At 26.1% G+C, this 17,238-nt stretch carries 17 protein-coding genes; 2 read left to right on the top strand and 15 right to left on the bottom strand.

The genetic code is table 11. The features are described 5' to 3' along the window. The 12 genes from ABDZ71_RS05120 to ABDZ71_RS05065 form a co-directional block, all read right to left on the bottom strand. Entirely contained in the window at positions 1-2,046 is a 2,046-nt protein-coding gene (locus tag ABDZ71_RS05120) for a hypothetical protein (protein WP_343759494.1), read from the bottom strand. 3 nt (positions 2,047-2,049) lie between these two features. Beyond that, the gene (locus tag ABDZ71_RS05115) at positions 2,050-3,105 is read right to left on the bottom strand and encodes a baseplate J/gp47 family protein (protein ID WP_343759491.1); all 1,056 of its coding nucleotides are present in this window, start codon (positions 3,103-3,105) and stop codon (positions 2,050-2,052) included. 1 nt (position 3,106) lies between these two features. Then, positions 3,107-3,568: a DUF2634 domain-containing protein gene (locus tag ABDZ71_RS05110; RefSeq protein ID WP_343759489.1), complete on the bottom strand. Its 462-nt coding sequence runs from the start codon at positions 3,566-3,568 to the stop codon at positions 3,107-3,109. After that, positions 3,569-3,895, bottom strand: a complete 327-nt coding sequence (locus ABDZ71_RS05105) for a DUF2577 family protein (protein WP_343759487.1) — start codon at positions 3,893-3,895, stop codon at positions 3,569-3,571. 11 nt (positions 3,896-3,906) lie between these two features. Further along, complete coding sequence (locus ABDZ71_RS05100; protein ID WP_343759485.1) at positions 3,907-4,836, bottom strand: XkdQ/YqbQ family protein; 930 nt, start codon at positions 4,834-4,836, stop codon at positions 3,907-3,909. Continuing rightward, on the bottom strand, positions 4,836-5,267 hold the full coding sequence (locus ABDZ71_RS05095; RefSeq protein ID WP_343759483.1) for a hypothetical protein: 432 nt from the start codon (positions 5,265-5,267) through the stop codon (positions 4,836-4,838). The genes ABDZ71_RS05100 and ABDZ71_RS05095 overlap by 1 nt, the downstream gene beginning before the upstream one ends. A gap of 43 nt (positions 5,268-5,310) precedes the next feature. Continuing rightward, on the bottom strand, positions 5,311-7,431 hold the full coding sequence (locus tag ABDZ71_RS05090) for a phage tail protein (protein WP_343759481.1): 2,121 nt from the start codon (positions 7,429-7,431) through the stop codon (positions 5,311-5,313). 241 nt (positions 7,432-7,672) lie between these two features. Then, positions 7,673-8,095, bottom strand: coding sequence for a hypothetical protein (locus tag ABDZ71_RS05085; RefSeq protein WP_343759479.1), 423 nt, complete (start codon positions 8,093-8,095; stop codon positions 7,673-7,675). Between the two features lie 46 nt (positions 8,096-8,141). After that, positions 8,142-8,564: a phage tail tube protein gene (locus ABDZ71_RS05080; RefSeq protein WP_343759477.1), complete on the bottom strand. Its 423-nt coding sequence runs from the start codon at positions 8,562-8,564 to the stop codon at positions 8,142-8,144. 12 nt (positions 8,565-8,576) lie between these two features. Beyond that, on the bottom strand, positions 8,577-9,665 hold the full coding sequence (locus ABDZ71_RS05075) for a phage tail sheath C-terminal domain-containing protein (RefSeq protein ID WP_343759475.1): 1,089 nt from the start codon (positions 9,663-9,665) through the stop codon (positions 8,577-8,579). Continuing rightward, entirely contained in the window at positions 9,666-10,106 is a 441-nt protein-coding gene (locus tag ABDZ71_RS05070) for a phage tail terminator family protein (RefSeq protein WP_343759950.1), read from the bottom strand. A gap of 506 nt (positions 10,107-10,612) precedes the next feature. Continuing rightward, positions 10,613-11,056, bottom strand: coding sequence for a sigma-70 RNA polymerase sigma factor region 4 domain-containing protein (locus ABDZ71_RS05065; protein WP_343759473.1), 444 nt, complete (start codon positions 11,054-11,056; stop codon positions 10,613-10,615). Between the two features lie 669 nt (positions 11,057-11,725). Here ABDZ71_RS05065 and ABDZ71_RS05060 point away from each other — a divergent pair. Then, complete coding sequence (locus ABDZ71_RS05060) at positions 11,726-11,989, top strand: helix-turn-helix domain-containing protein (RefSeq protein ID WP_343759471.1); 264 nt, start codon at positions 11,726-11,728, stop codon at positions 11,987-11,989. Between the two features lie 334 nt (positions 11,990-12,323). Continuing rightward, positions 12,324-12,665 carry a helix-turn-helix domain-containing protein gene (locus ABDZ71_RS05055; RefSeq protein WP_343759470.1) on the top strand — a complete coding sequence of 114 codons (342 nt, stop codon included), beginning with the start codon at positions 12,324-12,326 and terminating at the stop codon, positions 12,663-12,665. 28 nt (positions 12,666-12,693) lie between these two features. Here the strand turns inward: ABDZ71_RS05055 and ABDZ71_RS05050 are convergent, their stop codons facing one another. The 3 genes from ABDZ71_RS05050 to ABDZ71_RS05040 form a co-directional block, all read right to left on the bottom strand. Next, positions 12,694-14,580, bottom strand: coding sequence for a DUF2971 domain-containing protein (locus ABDZ71_RS05050; protein WP_343759468.1), 1,887 nt, complete (start codon positions 14,578-14,580; stop codon positions 12,694-12,696). A 79-nt stretch (positions 14,581-14,659) separates the two neighbouring features. Continuing rightward, positions 14,660-17,017 (bottom strand): type IV secretory system conjugative DNA transfer family protein, encoded by a 2,358-nt coding sequence (locus ABDZ71_RS05045; protein ID WP_343759467.1) that lies wholly within the window; start codon positions 17,015-17,017, stop codon positions 14,660-14,662. After that, positions 17,002-17,235, bottom strand: coding sequence for a hypothetical protein (locus tag ABDZ71_RS05040; RefSeq protein ID WP_343759465.1), 234 nt, complete (start codon positions 17,233-17,235; stop codon positions 17,002-17,004). Before ABDZ71_RS05040 ends, ABDZ71_RS05045 begins: the two co-directional genes overlap by 16 nt. Between the last annotated feature and the right edge of the window lie 3 nt (positions 17,236-17,238).

The following is a 17,238-nucleotide window of genomic DNA, read 5'->3' as shown; positions in this document are numbered from 1 at the left end:
CTATACCCCCTTTAAATAATTCCAAGTAGTTGAATATTTCTTAGCTAATAAAGATATATCCCCTGTAGGAGTAGTCGTTTTATTAGTTGCTTTGTTATCATAACTAAACGCAGCTCCACTTAAATAATTTATAGCAATAATTCCAACAGTTAAATCCCAATCATAAGCTTTTTTATAATATAAGCTAGCTGTTTTCTTTGAATTATCCATTATTAATAAAAATGTTTCTTTTGAGTCTAAATTATAACCTTCAAGTTTAACATCATAGCTACTCCAACTGTTAGTTCCATATTCTCCTCTAATATTAATCTCACCAGTATGATTCATGTTTCCTCTTTGAGTTAAAAATATTCTTGTTTGAAAATTATTATACTGGCCATCAACCTTCCAACTCATTACCTGATACCACTTATTGCTGACACTTTGACCAGTACTTCCAAATGCTAAGTAATTATTCCCTGTTTTGTATAAGAAATCTTCTGGAGATTTTCCTCCTACTTTATCAGCATTTTCTGACACATCAACTTTACCATTATTATTTTTATCATAGACCAATTTAGCCATATCTCCATAACCTGCATCACCTAATTGGCCTTTAGTTACAAATTTATTATTACATTCACTTTCAGTATAATACCTATCATCGTGAGTATGATTATTATTTGATTTTTGGTCTAACAGTTGATTACTTTGATTTTTAGTATAAACATCTGGTTTATTAGTAAAATTGTTATAATCTAAATAGTAATCATGGGATTTATTATTTAATTTAACTGTGTTATCACTTGTAGCACCAATAGTCTTTGTTTTAGGATCTACTATAATAGAAGTACCAAAATGTATAGGTAAGTCTGAATCATAATTTAAATATAACTCACTTGGTGTTTCACTTAAGCTTTCACAACCTGATATTCCTCTTACAATTAAAGGTCTATCTGCTGCTGTACCAATTATATTTAAAGGTCCTGTTATAGTATCACCAGACTTATTAACTTTATTATTCCATACTCTCTTTTCTGAATCACTTACAAATCTATGGGATTCATCTTGTAAAATAACCGTTGCTAGGTGGTTTTGAGGATGTACATACCTATTTGCATTATTTTCTATACCTGCTAGTTTTACCTTTTCTACATTAGTAAAATTTTCATCACTTAAAGATTTACCCTGAACTTTATCAACTTTTTTACTTAGTTGACTTGTCATAGTTCCGGCAAAATCTTCATCATTATTTAGTGATTCTGCTATTTCTTGTAATGTATCAAGAGCCTGTGGAGCAGTACCAATAACATTTGTTATCTTTTCTAAAACTTCTTCTTTAGTAAATACCTGATTCTTTAAATATCTTTTATTTAATTCAGTATCTACATATGTTTTATCAGATTTTACATTATCTAAATCAACATCTTTTTCTTTTAATTTTTGTATTTTTGAATCATTACTTTGCTTATAATTATTTAAATCAGATTCTATAACATTCTCTCTATTTTTTGCCCTGTTAATCTCAGAATTAAGCTCATCATTAATATTGTTTTCAGAATCTATAGATCTAGTAATTTCCTTATTCAAATTACTATTAGTAGTATTAATTTGATTATTTAAATTTTCTTCATTATTCTTTGCTCTATTAACTTCTTCATTTAAATTATCCCTTATATTATTTTCACTAGTAGTTGCCCTATTAATTTCACTATTTAATGCAGTTTGTGTATTAACTATGCTTTCTTGAACTTTATTTATATCCTCAGCTTCAACTGTATCTCCTTGTGTTTCATAAGTAACATAGACCGGTGAAACATCAGAAAATATTTTAATTTCTAACTTCCAAGGAGTCTTAGATGGAGTAGACAATATAAAGTTGTCTATTTTATCACCAGTTAATTTAGGTGCAGTATAAACTCTTACACTAGATTTGCTTACATTATCATGTTTTAAATATCCTTTAAATATACCATCTGTCACATTTACTACTTCTTCTATAACATAAGTATTATTATCAAGTTTATTTAATTTTTCTATAAATACATCTATATTATTAGGGTACAATAGCTACACCCCCAACTCTACATTACCGAGCACTGGGATTTCTTCATCCTCTAGGCTAATATTGTTAGTAATATCATTCATTTTTAATTCACTGTAGTCTAAAACTCCTGGAGTATTTAATAATATATTTCCTACTCTTGCTATACTAATATAAGAAATATTAAAAGCAACTTCTTTTAAATACTTGTCTATAAGTTTAATAAATTCTTCTTGTACATTACTTATATTATATCCACTAGCTAATACAACTTTTGCATTAACTCTTATATCTTTTTCTACTGCTCCAGTTACTGTAACATCGGCTCCTATAGGTCTATTTTCTTCTACATAATCATATACTTTATCTATTAATTCTTTTGTAGCACTATGCTTATTAGAATCTATAATTACTATTTTTACTGTTCCAGCACCTTTCCATAATGGAAATACTTTTGCATCACCGACGCCTATAACTCCTGTAGCCCAATTTCTATAATGATACTTATTGCCACTAGTTGGTGGTGTTCTAACTTTTTCTTCATACCTTTTTCTTAAAGAATCATCTGTTTCCATTTCGTAACCACCATCAATTTTTTCTAGATTAGTAACACTTATTAACCCTGGTAAAGTTATAGGAAAATATTTAATAGCTCCTACTGGGACATTACCAATACTTCCTTCAACTTCACATTCAACTTCACATTTAATTGAACAATTAACTTGCTTATCATCATCAAATGTTTTATCCTCTAAGCATATAAAATTAACAATATCACTAGCAACTTTATCTCCTTTGTTAATCTTTGCACCTACAGAACCTTTTATAGTAACAAAACCTCTAGATTTAGTAGCTAATTTTCTATATATTCCTTGTTCAGCTACTTTTCTATCAAGCCATGCATTCTCTGCAGTATTAACGAATGCGTTATTTAATATATTACGTTGTTCACTATAGATATTTTCTAATTCAATAGCAACTGGTTTTTCTGCATCATAAAAAAAAGAGCCTTCGCTCTTATCATATTTATCAGATATATTAGAAAGTATTCTATTTTGAATGCTTTCTTTAGTTTCTATCATATTAAAATTTCACCTCTATTTCTGTGTAAGCATTTGTCTTTGATTTTAATTTAACTTTAAAAGCCACAAGAGTTTTAATACCTTTATGCTCAATTGTGAAATCCTCTAAATTTTCAATTTGAGGATGCTTTAACAGCGTTTCTTTTACCTCTCTTTTTAATTCACTTAAAATAAAAGGTTTAGGATAACTTCCAACTAATAAATCTTTTATAGTAACTCCATATTCTAACTCTTTATTTTGTTTCTCATAAACTTTAAATTTAAATTTATCAGTTCTTAACACTTTCTCTATCCATATTTTAATACTTTCAATTCCATCTATTTCAACAGGATTGCCATCTTTTAATACAAAATCGCCCTCATTAAAATCAAATAAAAAAGATTTTCCTAAAGTCGCTACTTTTTTTTCTTCTATTGTTTTTATATCTTCTATTATTGAACTTTCTTCTGGGAGCAAAGCCATTTAAGACCCTCCTATCTTATCTATAATATAAAAATAGTTATTGCTTTGATTTGCAATAACTAAAACTTCATCTTCTACATTTAACATATTATTATATGTTATTTTTGCATTATAGATATTATCATTTAATTGTATATTTCTATTTTCTACTCTATCTTTTAAAGAGTTACATAAAGTAGAATTAGTCCTATCTAAATATACTTGGTTATCAAGAATACTTATTATATAATCTCTTCCTCCCTCTACTACTTTACCTTTAATAACTCCTATATTCTCTTTGTTATTTCTTTCTTTTAACCATTTTGCAAAATCTATATCGTAACTCAATTAATCACCTCTTAACTAAAATCTACAGTAACACTTATCTTATGTGTTCCACTTGATAGTGTGTGTTGTGTACTCTTTATTCTATACCATCCACTTACACCATATTTATTTAAATTAATATTAATTAATCTATTACAATTTATATAAATACCTTTGCCAGTATCTATAGTATTAAAAGTTAATTCTTTCTTTGTTTTATTTTTTTCTCTAAGTGTATTTTTAGATATATTATAAGACTGACTACTATTTTTATCGTCTACACTTATTAAATCTCTTAATTCTCCAAAAATTTTGATAGAATTAGAGTCTTTTATAGTAGCTAAAATTTTACCATCATTATTTACTGCAGTTATATAATTTTGCATATCCTCTATACTTCTACTAACACTATAATCCTTACCTATTAGTAGTTTTGAATTAACTTTTAAATATATAAGTTTATTTATATATAATGTCTTTCCTTGCATTTCCATTATATAATCTTCACCTATTTCATTCTTACATTGCTTTAATATATCTTTTATAATATCACTTAAAGATTCTTGGTGATAAATTTTATTTATAATTGTTCTTAAATTAATTATTTTAGTTTTAATACCTACTTTATTACAAATCTGTTGTATAGCTGTTTTTGCATTAACATTTCTAAACTGCATTACATATTTATTTTTATTTAAATACCATGCATAGTCCATTGCAGTATAGCTATGTGTGTTTTCTTTATTAGTTTTATTTACTATTACACCTTCAAATACTACTATATTATCTTTTTTAAGAACAATCTTACTTCTTCCTTCTGCCAAATCTAATATACTATCAAAAGATATTTGAGTACATAATGTATCTGTATCATTACTCCAACTAAAATTATTAGAATAACCTATTATATTTTTGCTTATATATCCTTTACCTACTATATAAGAAGTATACAAATTCCACATTATTCTATCACCCTATATTGTTTTAAACTAACATTATAAGCTATATCATTATTATTTTTTTCGTGCCAAGATATGGATTCTATGGTTACAATCCAATTTAAAAGCTCTGTAGGTAAAAAATCATTCTTATTTCTATTTATAATTACACGTAAAGGTTCTTTTTTTAAATTTGCTTTTCTCCACATATTTATAAGTAAATATGGATCAATTTGGCTTTTAACCCACTTGTATTTATTGGGATAAGCAGGTAGCCAGCTATCTATTGAAAAAGATACTAATCCTACATTACCCATGAAATTATATACTCCATTATTAAAGGTTTCAAATTCTTCATTTGAACTTGATTGGCTTAATTCAGGCATTTCTTCTGGTAAAACAGGCAACTTATAAATCTGTTTTCTATCTAAAGTACTAAAAAATATATCTGCCATACCTTCTCCTCCTATAAAAAAGAGTACCTTTTAAGATACTCTTTTACATACTTCCTAATGCTAACTTAATTTTACTTGCAATTTTATTACCTGCTTGATCAAAAAATTCTTCACTACCAACATTTCCTTGGATATATATATTTATATTTGGACTTGATGCATTATTCAAAATCTCTCTTGATTTTTGTGCAGGTATTATAGTTTCTCCACTACTCAGTTTTCTTAATTCTCCGCCTTTTTCATTTATTAATGCTAAACCACTTGGAGAATATTTGGTACCTTTTGCAAATTTAGATATTTCTGGTATATTAACTCCTACTGTTTTTCCTGCTCCCATCCATTTAGGAGCCCAGTCAGGAACTTTAAAACTTAATATATTGTTCATCCCTCTTATAACCCAGTTTATGCTATCTATTATTCCATTCAATATCCCTTTTACTACACTTTCTATACCTTGCCAAATACCGCTGAATATTTCCTTAATACCTTCCCATGCTCTATCCCAGTCTCCAGTAAATACACCTATTACAAAATCTATTATTCCTTGAAGTATTGTTAATATACCTTGAATAACTCCACTCATTGTTCCTACTACTGTACTTACTATACCTAAAATAAATTGGAATCCATTTTGAAAGGATGCCATAAGATTGCCTAATATAAAACTAACCAAAGGCATTAATACAGTACTTATAAGCCATAAAATAACTTGACCTATAGTTTGAATTACAGGTAATATATAAGCAACAAAGAAGTTATACAAAGGTACTATAACACCTGTCCAAATTTGCATTAATATACTCCATAATCCTTGTAGAGCAATACCTAATATATTTACTAAAAAACTTCCTAATTGTTGTAAAATTGGAAGAACATTAGCCATTATAAAATTACCTAACTGAATTAAAACTGGTAAAATATTAGTGATAAAAAATTGATACATCTGTTGAAAAATCGGAAATATATTAGTTGCTATATACTGTCCTATTTGACTTATAGCATTTCTAAAAGTCTCTGAATTTTTGTACAATAGTACAAAGCCAGCAATCAAAGCTGCTATGCCAACCAACATCAAAGATATTGGATTTAATAGTAATGTATTTTTTAAAAGGAACATAGCTACTTGAATTCCAAATAAAGTTTTTCTTAATGTATTTATAATTTTTATTGCAGTGTAAAAACTTGCAAATGCTATAGCTATATCAAGTATTGTATCTTTATGTTTAATTATAAAGCTAAATAAATCACTTATAACATTATATATAGTAGAAAAAACTTCTGCTGCTTTATTAGCTATTGCATCCATAGTTCCATCTGATTGCCATTTTATTAAAGTATCTGCAACCTGTTTTATCTTCCCTTTTATTATGTCTAATAAGCTACCTTGTTTTATTGTACCTTGGGCTGTTATTCCTAAAATTTTTGCAAAAGAGGATTTTGTAACCCCTTTTACTGTATCCCACATTCCTTTTACAGTTTCACCTAATTTAGCTGCTCCACCTTTATATCTTTCAATCATAAGTGCATTTAAGACTTGATTAAATTTCTTTTGATCTTTAATCTCACCTTTACTATTAATAATTTGAGCATTTCTAAACATCTGATTACCTTTTTTTATAATATCTGTCTTTTTAATACCAAACTCTTCTAGTTTACCTAATTGTCCATTTTGAGCAGCAGCTTGAGCTTCTACAGCTTCCATCAATGGTTTATTTGTAGCACCTGCCATATCAGCCAATAATGGTATATTTTTTTTAGCACTCATTCCCATAGCTTCCAATCTTGAAGAAGCTTCCAAAACTGTTTTTGTTTCAAATGGAGTAGAATTTGCATAGTTAACACTCCAATTCATAATCTTACCAGTCTTTTTAGCAGATTTTGTGGCACTTTCTAATTTTAATCTAAAGCCCTCCATATCCATAGCTTCGCTCAAGCCAGTTTTAAATGCTGATTTTCCTAAGGATTTTGCTATAACACTACTTGTTTTTATCGCTTTATTTCCTATACTTTCAAATCCACCTTTAAATTTATTAACAAAATCAGCAGCTTCTTGAGCTGATTTTTGCATTTGAGTAGACATTTTTTGAACATTCTTATTTACTCTAACTAAATTATCAGACAGTTTATCATTTAAAGATACAAGGCTATTCATATTTAAAGCCATACTTTCCCTCCCTTCTTTAAAGATTTAGAAAAAGAAGGCTATTTTTTACCATTCCCACATATAGCTTTTAATTTCATTTGATCATATTTTATTTTTAATTCCATATTGAATTTCATACTTTCAATATAAAATACTTTTTCTGTAACACTTAAATTGAGGTAATAAGTTAGAGGTAAGTTTCCCTTATCTATATAGTAACTAATCCAAAAAAGTTCCCCGCCCTCGTCATTATCACCTCTTATTAGTTTTTTATATGTTCTTTAATATCCGTTTTATTATCTTCAAAAGCCTCACAAACCTTTTGAGCTAATTCTATAGTTTCATCAATACCAAATATTTTTACAGGTAAATCAAAAGGTTCTCCACATTGCAATTCTTCCATAAGCTCTTTGCTATGCAAAAATTCGCAAGTATTATACAAAAGTTCTTTTGAAGCTTCTAACATTTGCCTATAATCTAATTTATCAATTTTCTCATCCTTTGTTACCTTTACGCTATTAGCTAAAACATCTTTGAAATCTAAAAGATCAGAATCAGAAGGTCTTTTGAATGTTATTAATCCAAAACCTTCAATATCTATATCTACCACTTTTTTTCTTTTAGTATGTTTATCTGTAGCCTTTTTAATAAAATCCTCTAAGGTTAATTTTTTAGCTTTTTTCATATTAATTACTACCTCTTTTCTAAATATATAATTGGATATATAAAACTTATATTAATTCTAAATATTCAAATGAAGATGCTGTAAATGGAAGTTCTTCTTCTACCATTTCACCTGCTTCTAACTTTGCAAGCTGAAGCTCTGTAAATACTACATTTTCTAATTTCACACGTTCTGTCTTTTTACCATTTATTGTTCCTGTTGCAATTATGATTTCTACATCTGGCATATTAAGAGTTCTAAACCCTTCTGCTAATAATTTTTGTGCTCTTGAATCTGTCTTTTTAATTGTTATAGTACCTTCTATATTATTTCCTTTTATAAGTGTATATTTTTTGGGATCACCAACAAATCTTATATCATCAGTTTCTAAAGAACATTTTGCTTCTATAGAAGATAGATTTGCCCACAATTCTGTATTCACCCAAACTCTTCCTTTATCTCCAGTTATAACATTATTTGATTTTGACATAAAAAAACCTCCTTATTCCATAGTTATTGAAAAATCTAAATCTGTCATAGTTGATAATATTTTTATATTTGCAGCTAAAAATATATCTCTCTTGAATATATTTCCTTTAACTTCTTCTTCTGCCCATTCTTTTGCTTCTGTTTTTCCACTTTCTATCCATGCTTTTCTTTGAGCTTCTATATCTATATAACATTTATTGTTAAATGCATTGTCCAATACATCTCTCGCTGCTAAATTCTTAAAATAAGTGTTAATCGCACTGATAAATAATATTTGGTTATCTAATTTGTTTTTGAATTTTCCTACATAATTATTTTTAAATGTATTTTTTATATCATCTTTTATTAAATCCGTTGCTTCTATAACTTCAATTAGAGAAAAATCTTCTCCCTTACCTTCTGTAAAAGTAGTCAAACTATTTACACCTAATCCAATTTTTACTGTATTTTCATCATTTATTAGAATTAACTTACCTGATTGTATCTCTTGGTCTATATTAACTGGTTCTAAAACTGACTTAAGATTTTTCATAGTCATATATGTTGTTCCAGTATCAATACCAGCGCTAGCTATATATCCTAAAAGACTTGGAAGATACTCATATCCTTCTTTTTGTCCTCTTTTATTATCTTTAAATGTTACTTTTGAGTTTCCTAATACAACTATCCCTTCACAATCTGGCTGTGTTGTAGGGTTAAACACTATGCCTTTAAAAGTTTTTTTGTCTACATCTCTTCTAGTTTTAATCCACTGAATTAATGCATCATAATCTGCTTGGGCATTACTAACAAGACTTATCCATCCAGTATTATATAAATTTTTTACTGTACTTAAAGCATCACTATATTCTTCTTCAGTGTCTATTCTTACAACTATTACTTTGTTTGGATTGCTCTCTAAGCAATCTTTTATATATTGTAGATTTTCTTCTGTATATTTTGACTTATCTATTTCTAATTCTATTAAATCTTTATATTCTACAGATTCAAAAGTTTTATCTGTATCATCTTTAAGTATCAAAATAGCGTTATCGCCTCTTTGAATAAAAGTTTGTGCACGTTGCTTAAAAGCAATGTTTATATCTGGTAATGTATTTGCCATTTAAAAAACCACCTTTTCATTTAAAATAATTTTTTCTAAAGGTTCCCCAATTTCTTCTTTTTGTTCCAAACAATATAATTTTCTCAGCATTAATGTTAAAAACCCTTCATCTTGTTTTACATCAAATTCACATTTAAACGTAGCTATATAATAATCCTCTGATATTTTTATAGCATCTTTAAATATATTACTGAGAATATCCTGCATTTCCATCAATTCAAACTTACTATCATCTTTGCTCTTTGCAAAATAAAAAAGCCTTATATCAAATTCTCTTTGAATGGCTTCTCCGTTTAATAGACTTGTTTTATTGTTTTTGAGCTCCAAATTAAAACTAGGTCTTATTGTATTTTCTTTAATATTTGCAGAAGAAAATATAGTGTCTTTGTATTTGGTTTTTTTTAACCCTTCCTTTACTTGTTTTTCAACTGCATTGTTTATCTCTGTTAACGTAATGATAATATCACCTCACTAAAAGAACATGGTTAACTTTTCTCTTATTTTCTAATTTAATTACTTTTTTTAAATATTCTTTATGGTAATATTTAATAATTATTTATCAAAATTATCTAATCAATTTAAATTAAATTCATTGATATATAAAATTATTATCGCTACATAACAAAGCTGTTGGATGTCTTGGTTTTACCATTTTTCTTATCTCCTTTATTAATTTAATTTAGGGATTTTTATATAAAAAAAGCACCTTGATGTTATCAAAGCACTTTTATTATAAATATTCACCTCATACTTCACATAATAGGAAATATATTTCTATCAACCCACTCTTTATAAATGAGTTATATAACAGAGAATATTTACCTAACTATATAATTTATGATTTAATATTTTTGTAATCCCTGTTAAACTTTCTATGATACTATTATATAACATCAAAACACTACTAAATAGTAATGTTTCAATAACATAATAATAATGAAATAATACTAAAACAATAACTGGGACATTTTATTTATTATTTTTCTTCTTACTTTAATACAATTATCTACTGATTGGTTAAGCTCTTGTGCTATACTATTCCAGCTTCTTGTAGGTTTACTAAAATACCTTAATTCAACTAATTTTTTTTCTTCATATTCTAATAGTTCCATAATTTTATCGATTAATTCCTTTTCATTTATTCTATTTTCTTTTTCTCTTTGTAATAATTCTATTTCCTTTTGAACATATTTTTCTCTTCTAATAACCTCATTTTCAACATCACTATTAAATTTATTTGTAGGTCCTGTTTTTTCTTCATATCCTATTGCTCTAAGATTTATATCATTTTTTAATTTTTTTATTTTAATATCTACTAATTGATTCAATATATCTACATCTTTATAATTATACAAATAAGTCTCTATTGTTTTAAATTTATTTTCTTCCAATTTATAATCCCCCATCTCTCTAACTATGGTTACCTTTTATAAATTTTCAAAAGGTAACTTTTTTAATACCTTTTAATCTTAATAATACTAGTATCTAAAATATCTCCTATTAAGGTTACCTTTTTATAAAAATAATTTGCTTATCTTTTATAATATATAAGAACAAATATCCCTATACGTAAATTGTTTTTATATTTAGGTAACTTAGTAACTTATATATATATCTATATAAAGGATATAGTAATCGCACTGATTTAACTAGGTTACCTTTAGGTTACTTTTTTTATTTTTTGGTAACCTAGTTAAAAGGAAAGCCTTGCTTCTCTATTTACGTAGACTAATCCACGAGCAGTAGCTTGTCCTATTCCTGCGGTTTTTGCTAATTTATAAGTTAATTTTTATATTTATTAATATTTCTTTTAATTTATTTATCCTCCTTTTTCGTTTTCGAAAGTATATATTGATTATATTTCACATTGTGAAAATATTCAAAGCATATATATTCCTATTTTTAGTTATTTATAAGAACTAATCTGATAATTCTCAGAAATTCTTTTTATTGCTTAAATTATTTTCACTTCCGAAAAATCCACTCTCCTAAAAACATAAAATCAATTGATTATAAGTAGGCATAATGATAAAATATTTTTGATTGCGGAAATATTTTTGATGAAACATAAAAGAGAATTTAAAATAAATATATATAATAAGTTTAAATATAAAAAAAACGAGAAAAAAGGTATCAGTGCTTATAGACTGGCTAAAGATACAAAAGTAGTAGTTTCTACTATTTCACAAATTGAAAGTGGTAAAAGCCAAAACCTAAATTCTAATACAGTAGAAAAAATTGCAAGTACTACACAATCTTTTCTTCTATCCCCTAAAACCTTCTTTGTCTTTAATCCTCTCTCAACTAAAATACTATCCATTTAAATCACTTTAAAATATTTCTTTATACTACTTATATAATAGAAGCAGTTCAAATCATTCTAATCTACTAAAATTTAAAATTAATCCCGTTATTTTGTAACAAAATTCAAGTTAAAAAAATATCTTAATAGTAGAGTGTTGTAGGAGGTATCTATATGGACTATGAAATAAAGGACTGCATTGATGCTGGTAGCGAATATTGCCCTTGTCATACAAAAATGCGACATTTTGGAAAGAATATATAATTTATCTAAATAAATGTAAAACATATAATACAACACCTGATACCCCTAGTCAATGGATAAAATTTCATAGACTTCAAATGGGATGGTCCCAAATGGATTTAGCTGTAAAATTAGGTTTAAGTAAAAAACAAGGAAGGTATTTAATTAAAGATTATGAAACTAGAGGTTTATATCCTCCACAAGAATTGTCTATGAAATTAGCTAAATTGTTTAATGTAGATAAAAAATATTTTTATGATGAATACTATGAATTTTTAGATATGGATTATCCTAAAATCATAAAAGATTATCGACTTAAAAATAATCTTTCCAAAACCAAATTAGCTACTATGTTAGGAACTACATATAATAATGTACTTAGATGGGAAAACCGTAAAAATATAGGTAGAAAATACTATAAAACATTAATTAGAATAACAATAAAAGAGCCTTAAAAGGCTCTTTAAATTCTTCAATAAATTATCAAATACTTCTTAAAGGAATATCTGATTTATCTATATTTATGTCATCACCATTATGTTTTTTTATATGTTTTAAGTTTAAAAAATCTCTAATACCTCTTTCACATAATTCTTTATCACATAATGGACCCATAGTAATTTTTTCTACTAAAGTTTTATTGTTATTTAGATCACTTTCATTTATAGGTATTTTTATAAATGGTATTAATACATTTTTCTTCGTTCTAAAATCCATATTATTATAATTAACACCCCAAAAATTAGGTATAAAAACAAATCTATACTCATCCTCATATTGAAATCCAGGATGTTTTATAAATAAAGCCATTATTCTTAAATGACTTACTATAACTGTTTTAATCAATTTTTCATCAACATTTTCATTTTTGCCACTATCATAAATTTGTTGAATTAAATTATATATTATTTTCTTATTATGTTCATTATTTATCCATTCTTCATCTTCTCTATCAATATATCTAACTTTACTTTTTAAAAATGATGTATATTTTTTTCTGTTCAAACTTGAAAATCTTTTTCTTAATCTATTTTTATTAAATTTTATATTATATCCTTCAGAATTAGAATAATTTTGCCACATAGGTAAATTATCTTTATTAGTAGTCATTGAAAGAATGTACACATCTTTCTTTATACTTTCTTCTTTTTTAGAATAAATATGTTTTAGCTCATCTTTAATTTCGTTTAAAAATTTTTTATCTAATTTACATGAATCAAAATCCCACTTAATATCTGTTATATATGAATTTTCTGTTGGATCATTTAAAAACTCACTTTTAGTTAGCCAAAGTTCTTGCTTCTCTAAAATACTTTTAAGTGCCTCTATACTAGTATAATGATATAATTCGTCATTAGTATTTTCTTTATCAAGAAATTCATGTAAAAATGGGGTGAATGTATTATATTTAAAAATCTCTTCTCTTAATTCTTTACTACCTGTAGCTACTTTTTTTACAAGATTCCAATAATTTTTTTGAGCCTTTTTATTATAATAATCTACTTTTTTACTATTGATGCTTAATTTTTTTTGTCCTTTACCTTCATTATAAGTTATTAATAACAAACAGCTAATTCCTTTGCATATATAATCTCCTTCTTTTTCAGGTGCAATTTCTATTATTCTTTTTAAAAATTTTTCATATACAACTTGATTTTCATTTTCAAATTCACCATACATTTTTCCTAAATCATATAATAGCTTTATATGATTTACATCATCAATTCCTATATCTAATATTTTTTCTATAAATTTTTTTATTAAATCACTTTTCTTAAAATCATACATTTGATTATAATACAAATTTAATATTTTATTATATATGTTGAATATATCTTTTGTATTATTTGTATTTTTAAGAAATTCATCAAAATACCTTATTGCTATATCATCTTTTTTTAAATAACAAGATACTATTCCTTTGTAATAGAAGTCATCCACTTTTTTTATTTTTGTTTTTAATATCTTATTATAATAACTTAGCCACGAATCGTTCCCGTTCAAACATACTGCTGCCATTCCTTGATAATATAAATCTTTTATTTCTTCTGAATTTGAATTCAATATTCTTTTAAAATAATCTTTTGATTTATTACTTTGCTTTAAGTAATAAGCTATTAATCCTTTAAAATATATTTCTTCTAAGTTATCTGTTTCTATATATAATGCTTTTTCATAACATTTTCTATACAAATCATCTATTTTTTCTTCTAGCAATATCTCTCCTAGTTTATACAATATTAATATATTATCTGTCTTATCAATAATATTTGATATATTTAAATAATCTTTTTCACTTAAAAACTTAATGCACTTATCTATTATTTCTTCTGCTCTTTCTATAAACTCTTTACTATCTTTACTGCACAATTCCTTAACCCTCCTTACCTATAAAAACATGCTAATTATACCATAATTTTCACAATAAAATAAAGCAGGAAGATTATTCCTACTTTATTGGTAATGGTAATTTAGTAATCCCTGCCCAATACCCTTTTTCATATTTTATATAATTAAGTGAATAAAATCTTTTTAAATTCATAAGATCTTCTAACTCATATCCAAATTGCTTTAATTCATCCTTTAATTCCATATAATTAACTTTATCTGATCCTGAGATAATTATATATGAGGTATTAGCAGTTCTTAACTTTTCTCTAATCCTTAGTTGATTTATATACATAGTAGATAATATAAACTTAATTCCAAATTTAGCTGTTTGATCTAATTTATTTCCTATAAATTCTTCAGAACTTTTCAATTGTGCTATCTCATCTGTAAATACAGTAACAGTCTTTCTTTTATATCTATCTTTAATTTTCCAAGCTCTAGCTTGTGCACACATCCATATTTTAGTTAACCAGTAAGTAGTCATTATGTCTCTCTCTTCTGGTGTTGCAAACATGTTCTCAGGCATTTTTATAAATATAGCTTGATTTTTGTTAATTTCCTCTAACAAATTAACATTCTCACTACAATCTTTTTTTAACATAAGTTCCATATAAGTGTTAGATTTTAATTTTTGGATTCTATCTATAATACCAGAAATATAACTAAAATGAGTTCCTATAATCTGTGATGGATTATCCTTAGTGCCTTTAGACCATTCATCTAGTTCCTTTAAATATTCTACATACTCTTCTAAGTTTTCTCTTTGATTATCAGGTATATTATTTATACATTTTTTCCTGAAATTATGATTTTGTAGTATTTTAAATACATCTTTGATAGCTCCATTATTTATAAATGCTACTAAACTAGCTGAAGTTAAATACCTTTCCATTTTAGGTGTAAAATCACTATTAGAAATGTTGATAGAATTTACTAATGTAATCAATTGACTTGTTTGCTTTTTAGCACTTTCATATTGTATAAACGTATCATCACTATCAGATACTGCCTCATTATATCCTAGCCCTTGAAGTTTAGTATGATCATATAGATTAATTTCTAACACCTTATCATTTGGAATACATTTCTTTATATCATCACTCAAAGAACAGTTTTCTATATAATCTAAAACTATAATACATTCTCCTGCATCTATACTATTTCTTGCTATATTCCCCATAAATGAAGTCTTTCCGCTTCTAGTTGGACCTACTATGGTAAGCGCTAAATTTTTATAATCTTTATCTGTAGTTAAATAGGTATTTTGTTTACTTCCCTTATATTCATTTATGCCTATTAGCTTAGAACCTTTTCTTAATTCTTCTGGCACTTCTGTTTCTAATGTATCTATTTTTTGTATAACCTTATGTTGCTGCAGTAATTTCCTTCCTGGAAGTTGTAAAAGATTTTGGCATTCCTCTATACTTAATTTATTTTCTTCTACTCCAGCTATTTTAAAATCTGTAACATAGAAATTGTTTTTCTTAACATTTTTTATTTTCTTATATATCAACTCGTTATCTTCACTAATAGAATTATATGATTCTAATACTGCTACTGCATTATTTTCTTTTCTTTTAATATTTTTACTTTCAGATAACACAAGTATCTGTGTATTAAGTACAATAGAATCTTTTTTATTTATTGTACTTCTACTCAACTTTTTCTTATCTTCTACCATTAAAGAAGTTATTGCTACTTCTGCTAATGAAGGTTCTTTTTTATTGTTTTCTACTCCTACAAAATCCCCTACTATGTCTAATAAATCTTGCAATAAATTCATCAATAAGATAATTCCTTCTTTTATAATGTATTTAACATTAAATTTTTCTTTGTCTATAGGTTCATTATTTTTTAATTTATTTATAGTCCTTTGATATTCTATTCTCCATCCCCTTTGAACTACAGGTTCAAAATTATAAAATATTCCTACTCTATCATCTTCTTTTAAAATGTCTAATACATTAAGTATAGAATTTAAAGGCTCATTAGACTTTTTATCTAGTCGTAAACTAAGAGCATCTTCCTTCTTATAATTTAATTGGCATTTCATCGCTTTATTAGAAAATTCTTTTATATTGTCCACTTCTTCAATAGTAACCTTAGGCCATGTTTCTATAATTTTTTCCTTTATGAGTCCCAAATATCTTTCTGGAACTACAAAATAAAAATCTACATTATTTCTTTGTATATCAATCATATAAGAACATTTTGTTGAAGTTTCAATTATGAATTTCTTTTCTTCTCTGTGAATTCTTTTAGATATGTTTTTATACATATACTGAATAGCTTTAGCTATATTAAAACTGTTATAGTTTCTTATGCTTGTATCTGGTGTAAGTTTTAAAATCTTATAATTAGTTTTTTGTATTTCAAAGTAATCTCTTAATTTCATTGATTTTATTTTTTTGAGCATATCGCAGCAACCACCCAATATATTACTATAGAAAACTTAGTTAATCTCCCAGCTTTTTTATATCCACATAAATATGCTAATATACCTCCTATGCCCATAAACATACATATCCAATAAGCATTAGTAGATAAAATTTCTAATAGCTTATTTCTGAATACAAAACTATTTTCTGGTGCATGATATTGACCTCTTTCTATAAGTTTTTTTATCCATTCCATTAT

The organism is Clostridium oceanicum (assembly GCF_039521385.1).
GTDB classification, from domain to species: Bacteria; Bacillota; Clostridia; order Clostridiales; family Clostridiaceae; genus Clostridium_F; species Clostridium_F oceanicum.
This window is presented reverse-complemented; position numbering and strand designations above follow the sequence as displayed.

Coding starts and splice junctions, on each gene's coding strand:
- ABDZ71_RS05115 (WP_343759491.1), bottom strand. CDS start 3,105: ATGATAGAAACTAAAGAAAGCATTCAAAATAGAATACTTTCTAATATA.
- ABDZ71_RS05040 (WP_343759465.1), bottom strand. CDS start 17,235: ATGGAATGGATAAAAAAACTTATAGAAAGAGGTCAATATCATGCACCA.
- ABDZ71_RS05110 (WP_343759489.1), bottom strand. CDS start 3,568: ATGGCTTTGCTCCCAGAAGAAAGTTCAATAATAGAAGATATAAAAACA.
- ABDZ71_RS05055 (WP_343759470.1), top strand. CDS start 12,324: ATGGATTTAGCTGTAAAATTAGGTTTAAGTAAAAAACAAGGAAGGTAT.
- ABDZ71_RS05095 (WP_343759483.1), bottom strand. CDS start 5,267: ATGGCAGATATATTTTTTAGTACTTTAGATAGAAAACAGATTTATAAG.
- ABDZ71_RS05080 (WP_343759477.1), bottom strand. CDS start 8,564: ATGTCAAAATCAAATAATGTTATAACTGGAGATAAAGGAAGAGTTTGG.
- ABDZ71_RS05100 (WP_343759485.1), bottom strand. CDS start 4,836: ATGTGGAATTTGTATACTTCTTATATAGTAGGTAAAGGATATATAAGC.
- ABDZ71_RS05060 (WP_343759471.1), top strand. CDS start 11,726: ATGAAACATAAAAGAGAATTTAAAATAAATATATATAATAAGTTTAAA.
- ABDZ71_RS05090 (WP_343759481.1), bottom strand. CDS start 7,431: ATGGCTTTAAATATGAATAGCCTTGTATCTTTAAATGATAAACTGTCT.
- ABDZ71_RS05075 (WP_343759475.1), bottom strand. CDS start 9,665: ATGGCAAATACATTACCAGATATAAACATTGCTTTTAAGCAACGTGCA.
- ABDZ71_RS05085 (WP_343759479.1), bottom strand. CDS start 8,095: ATGAAAAAAGCTAAAAAATTAACCTTAGAGGATTTTATTAAAAAGGCT.
- ABDZ71_RS05045 (WP_343759467.1), bottom strand. CDS start 17,017: ATGCTCAAAAAAATAAAATCAATGAAATTAAGAGATTACTTTGAAATA.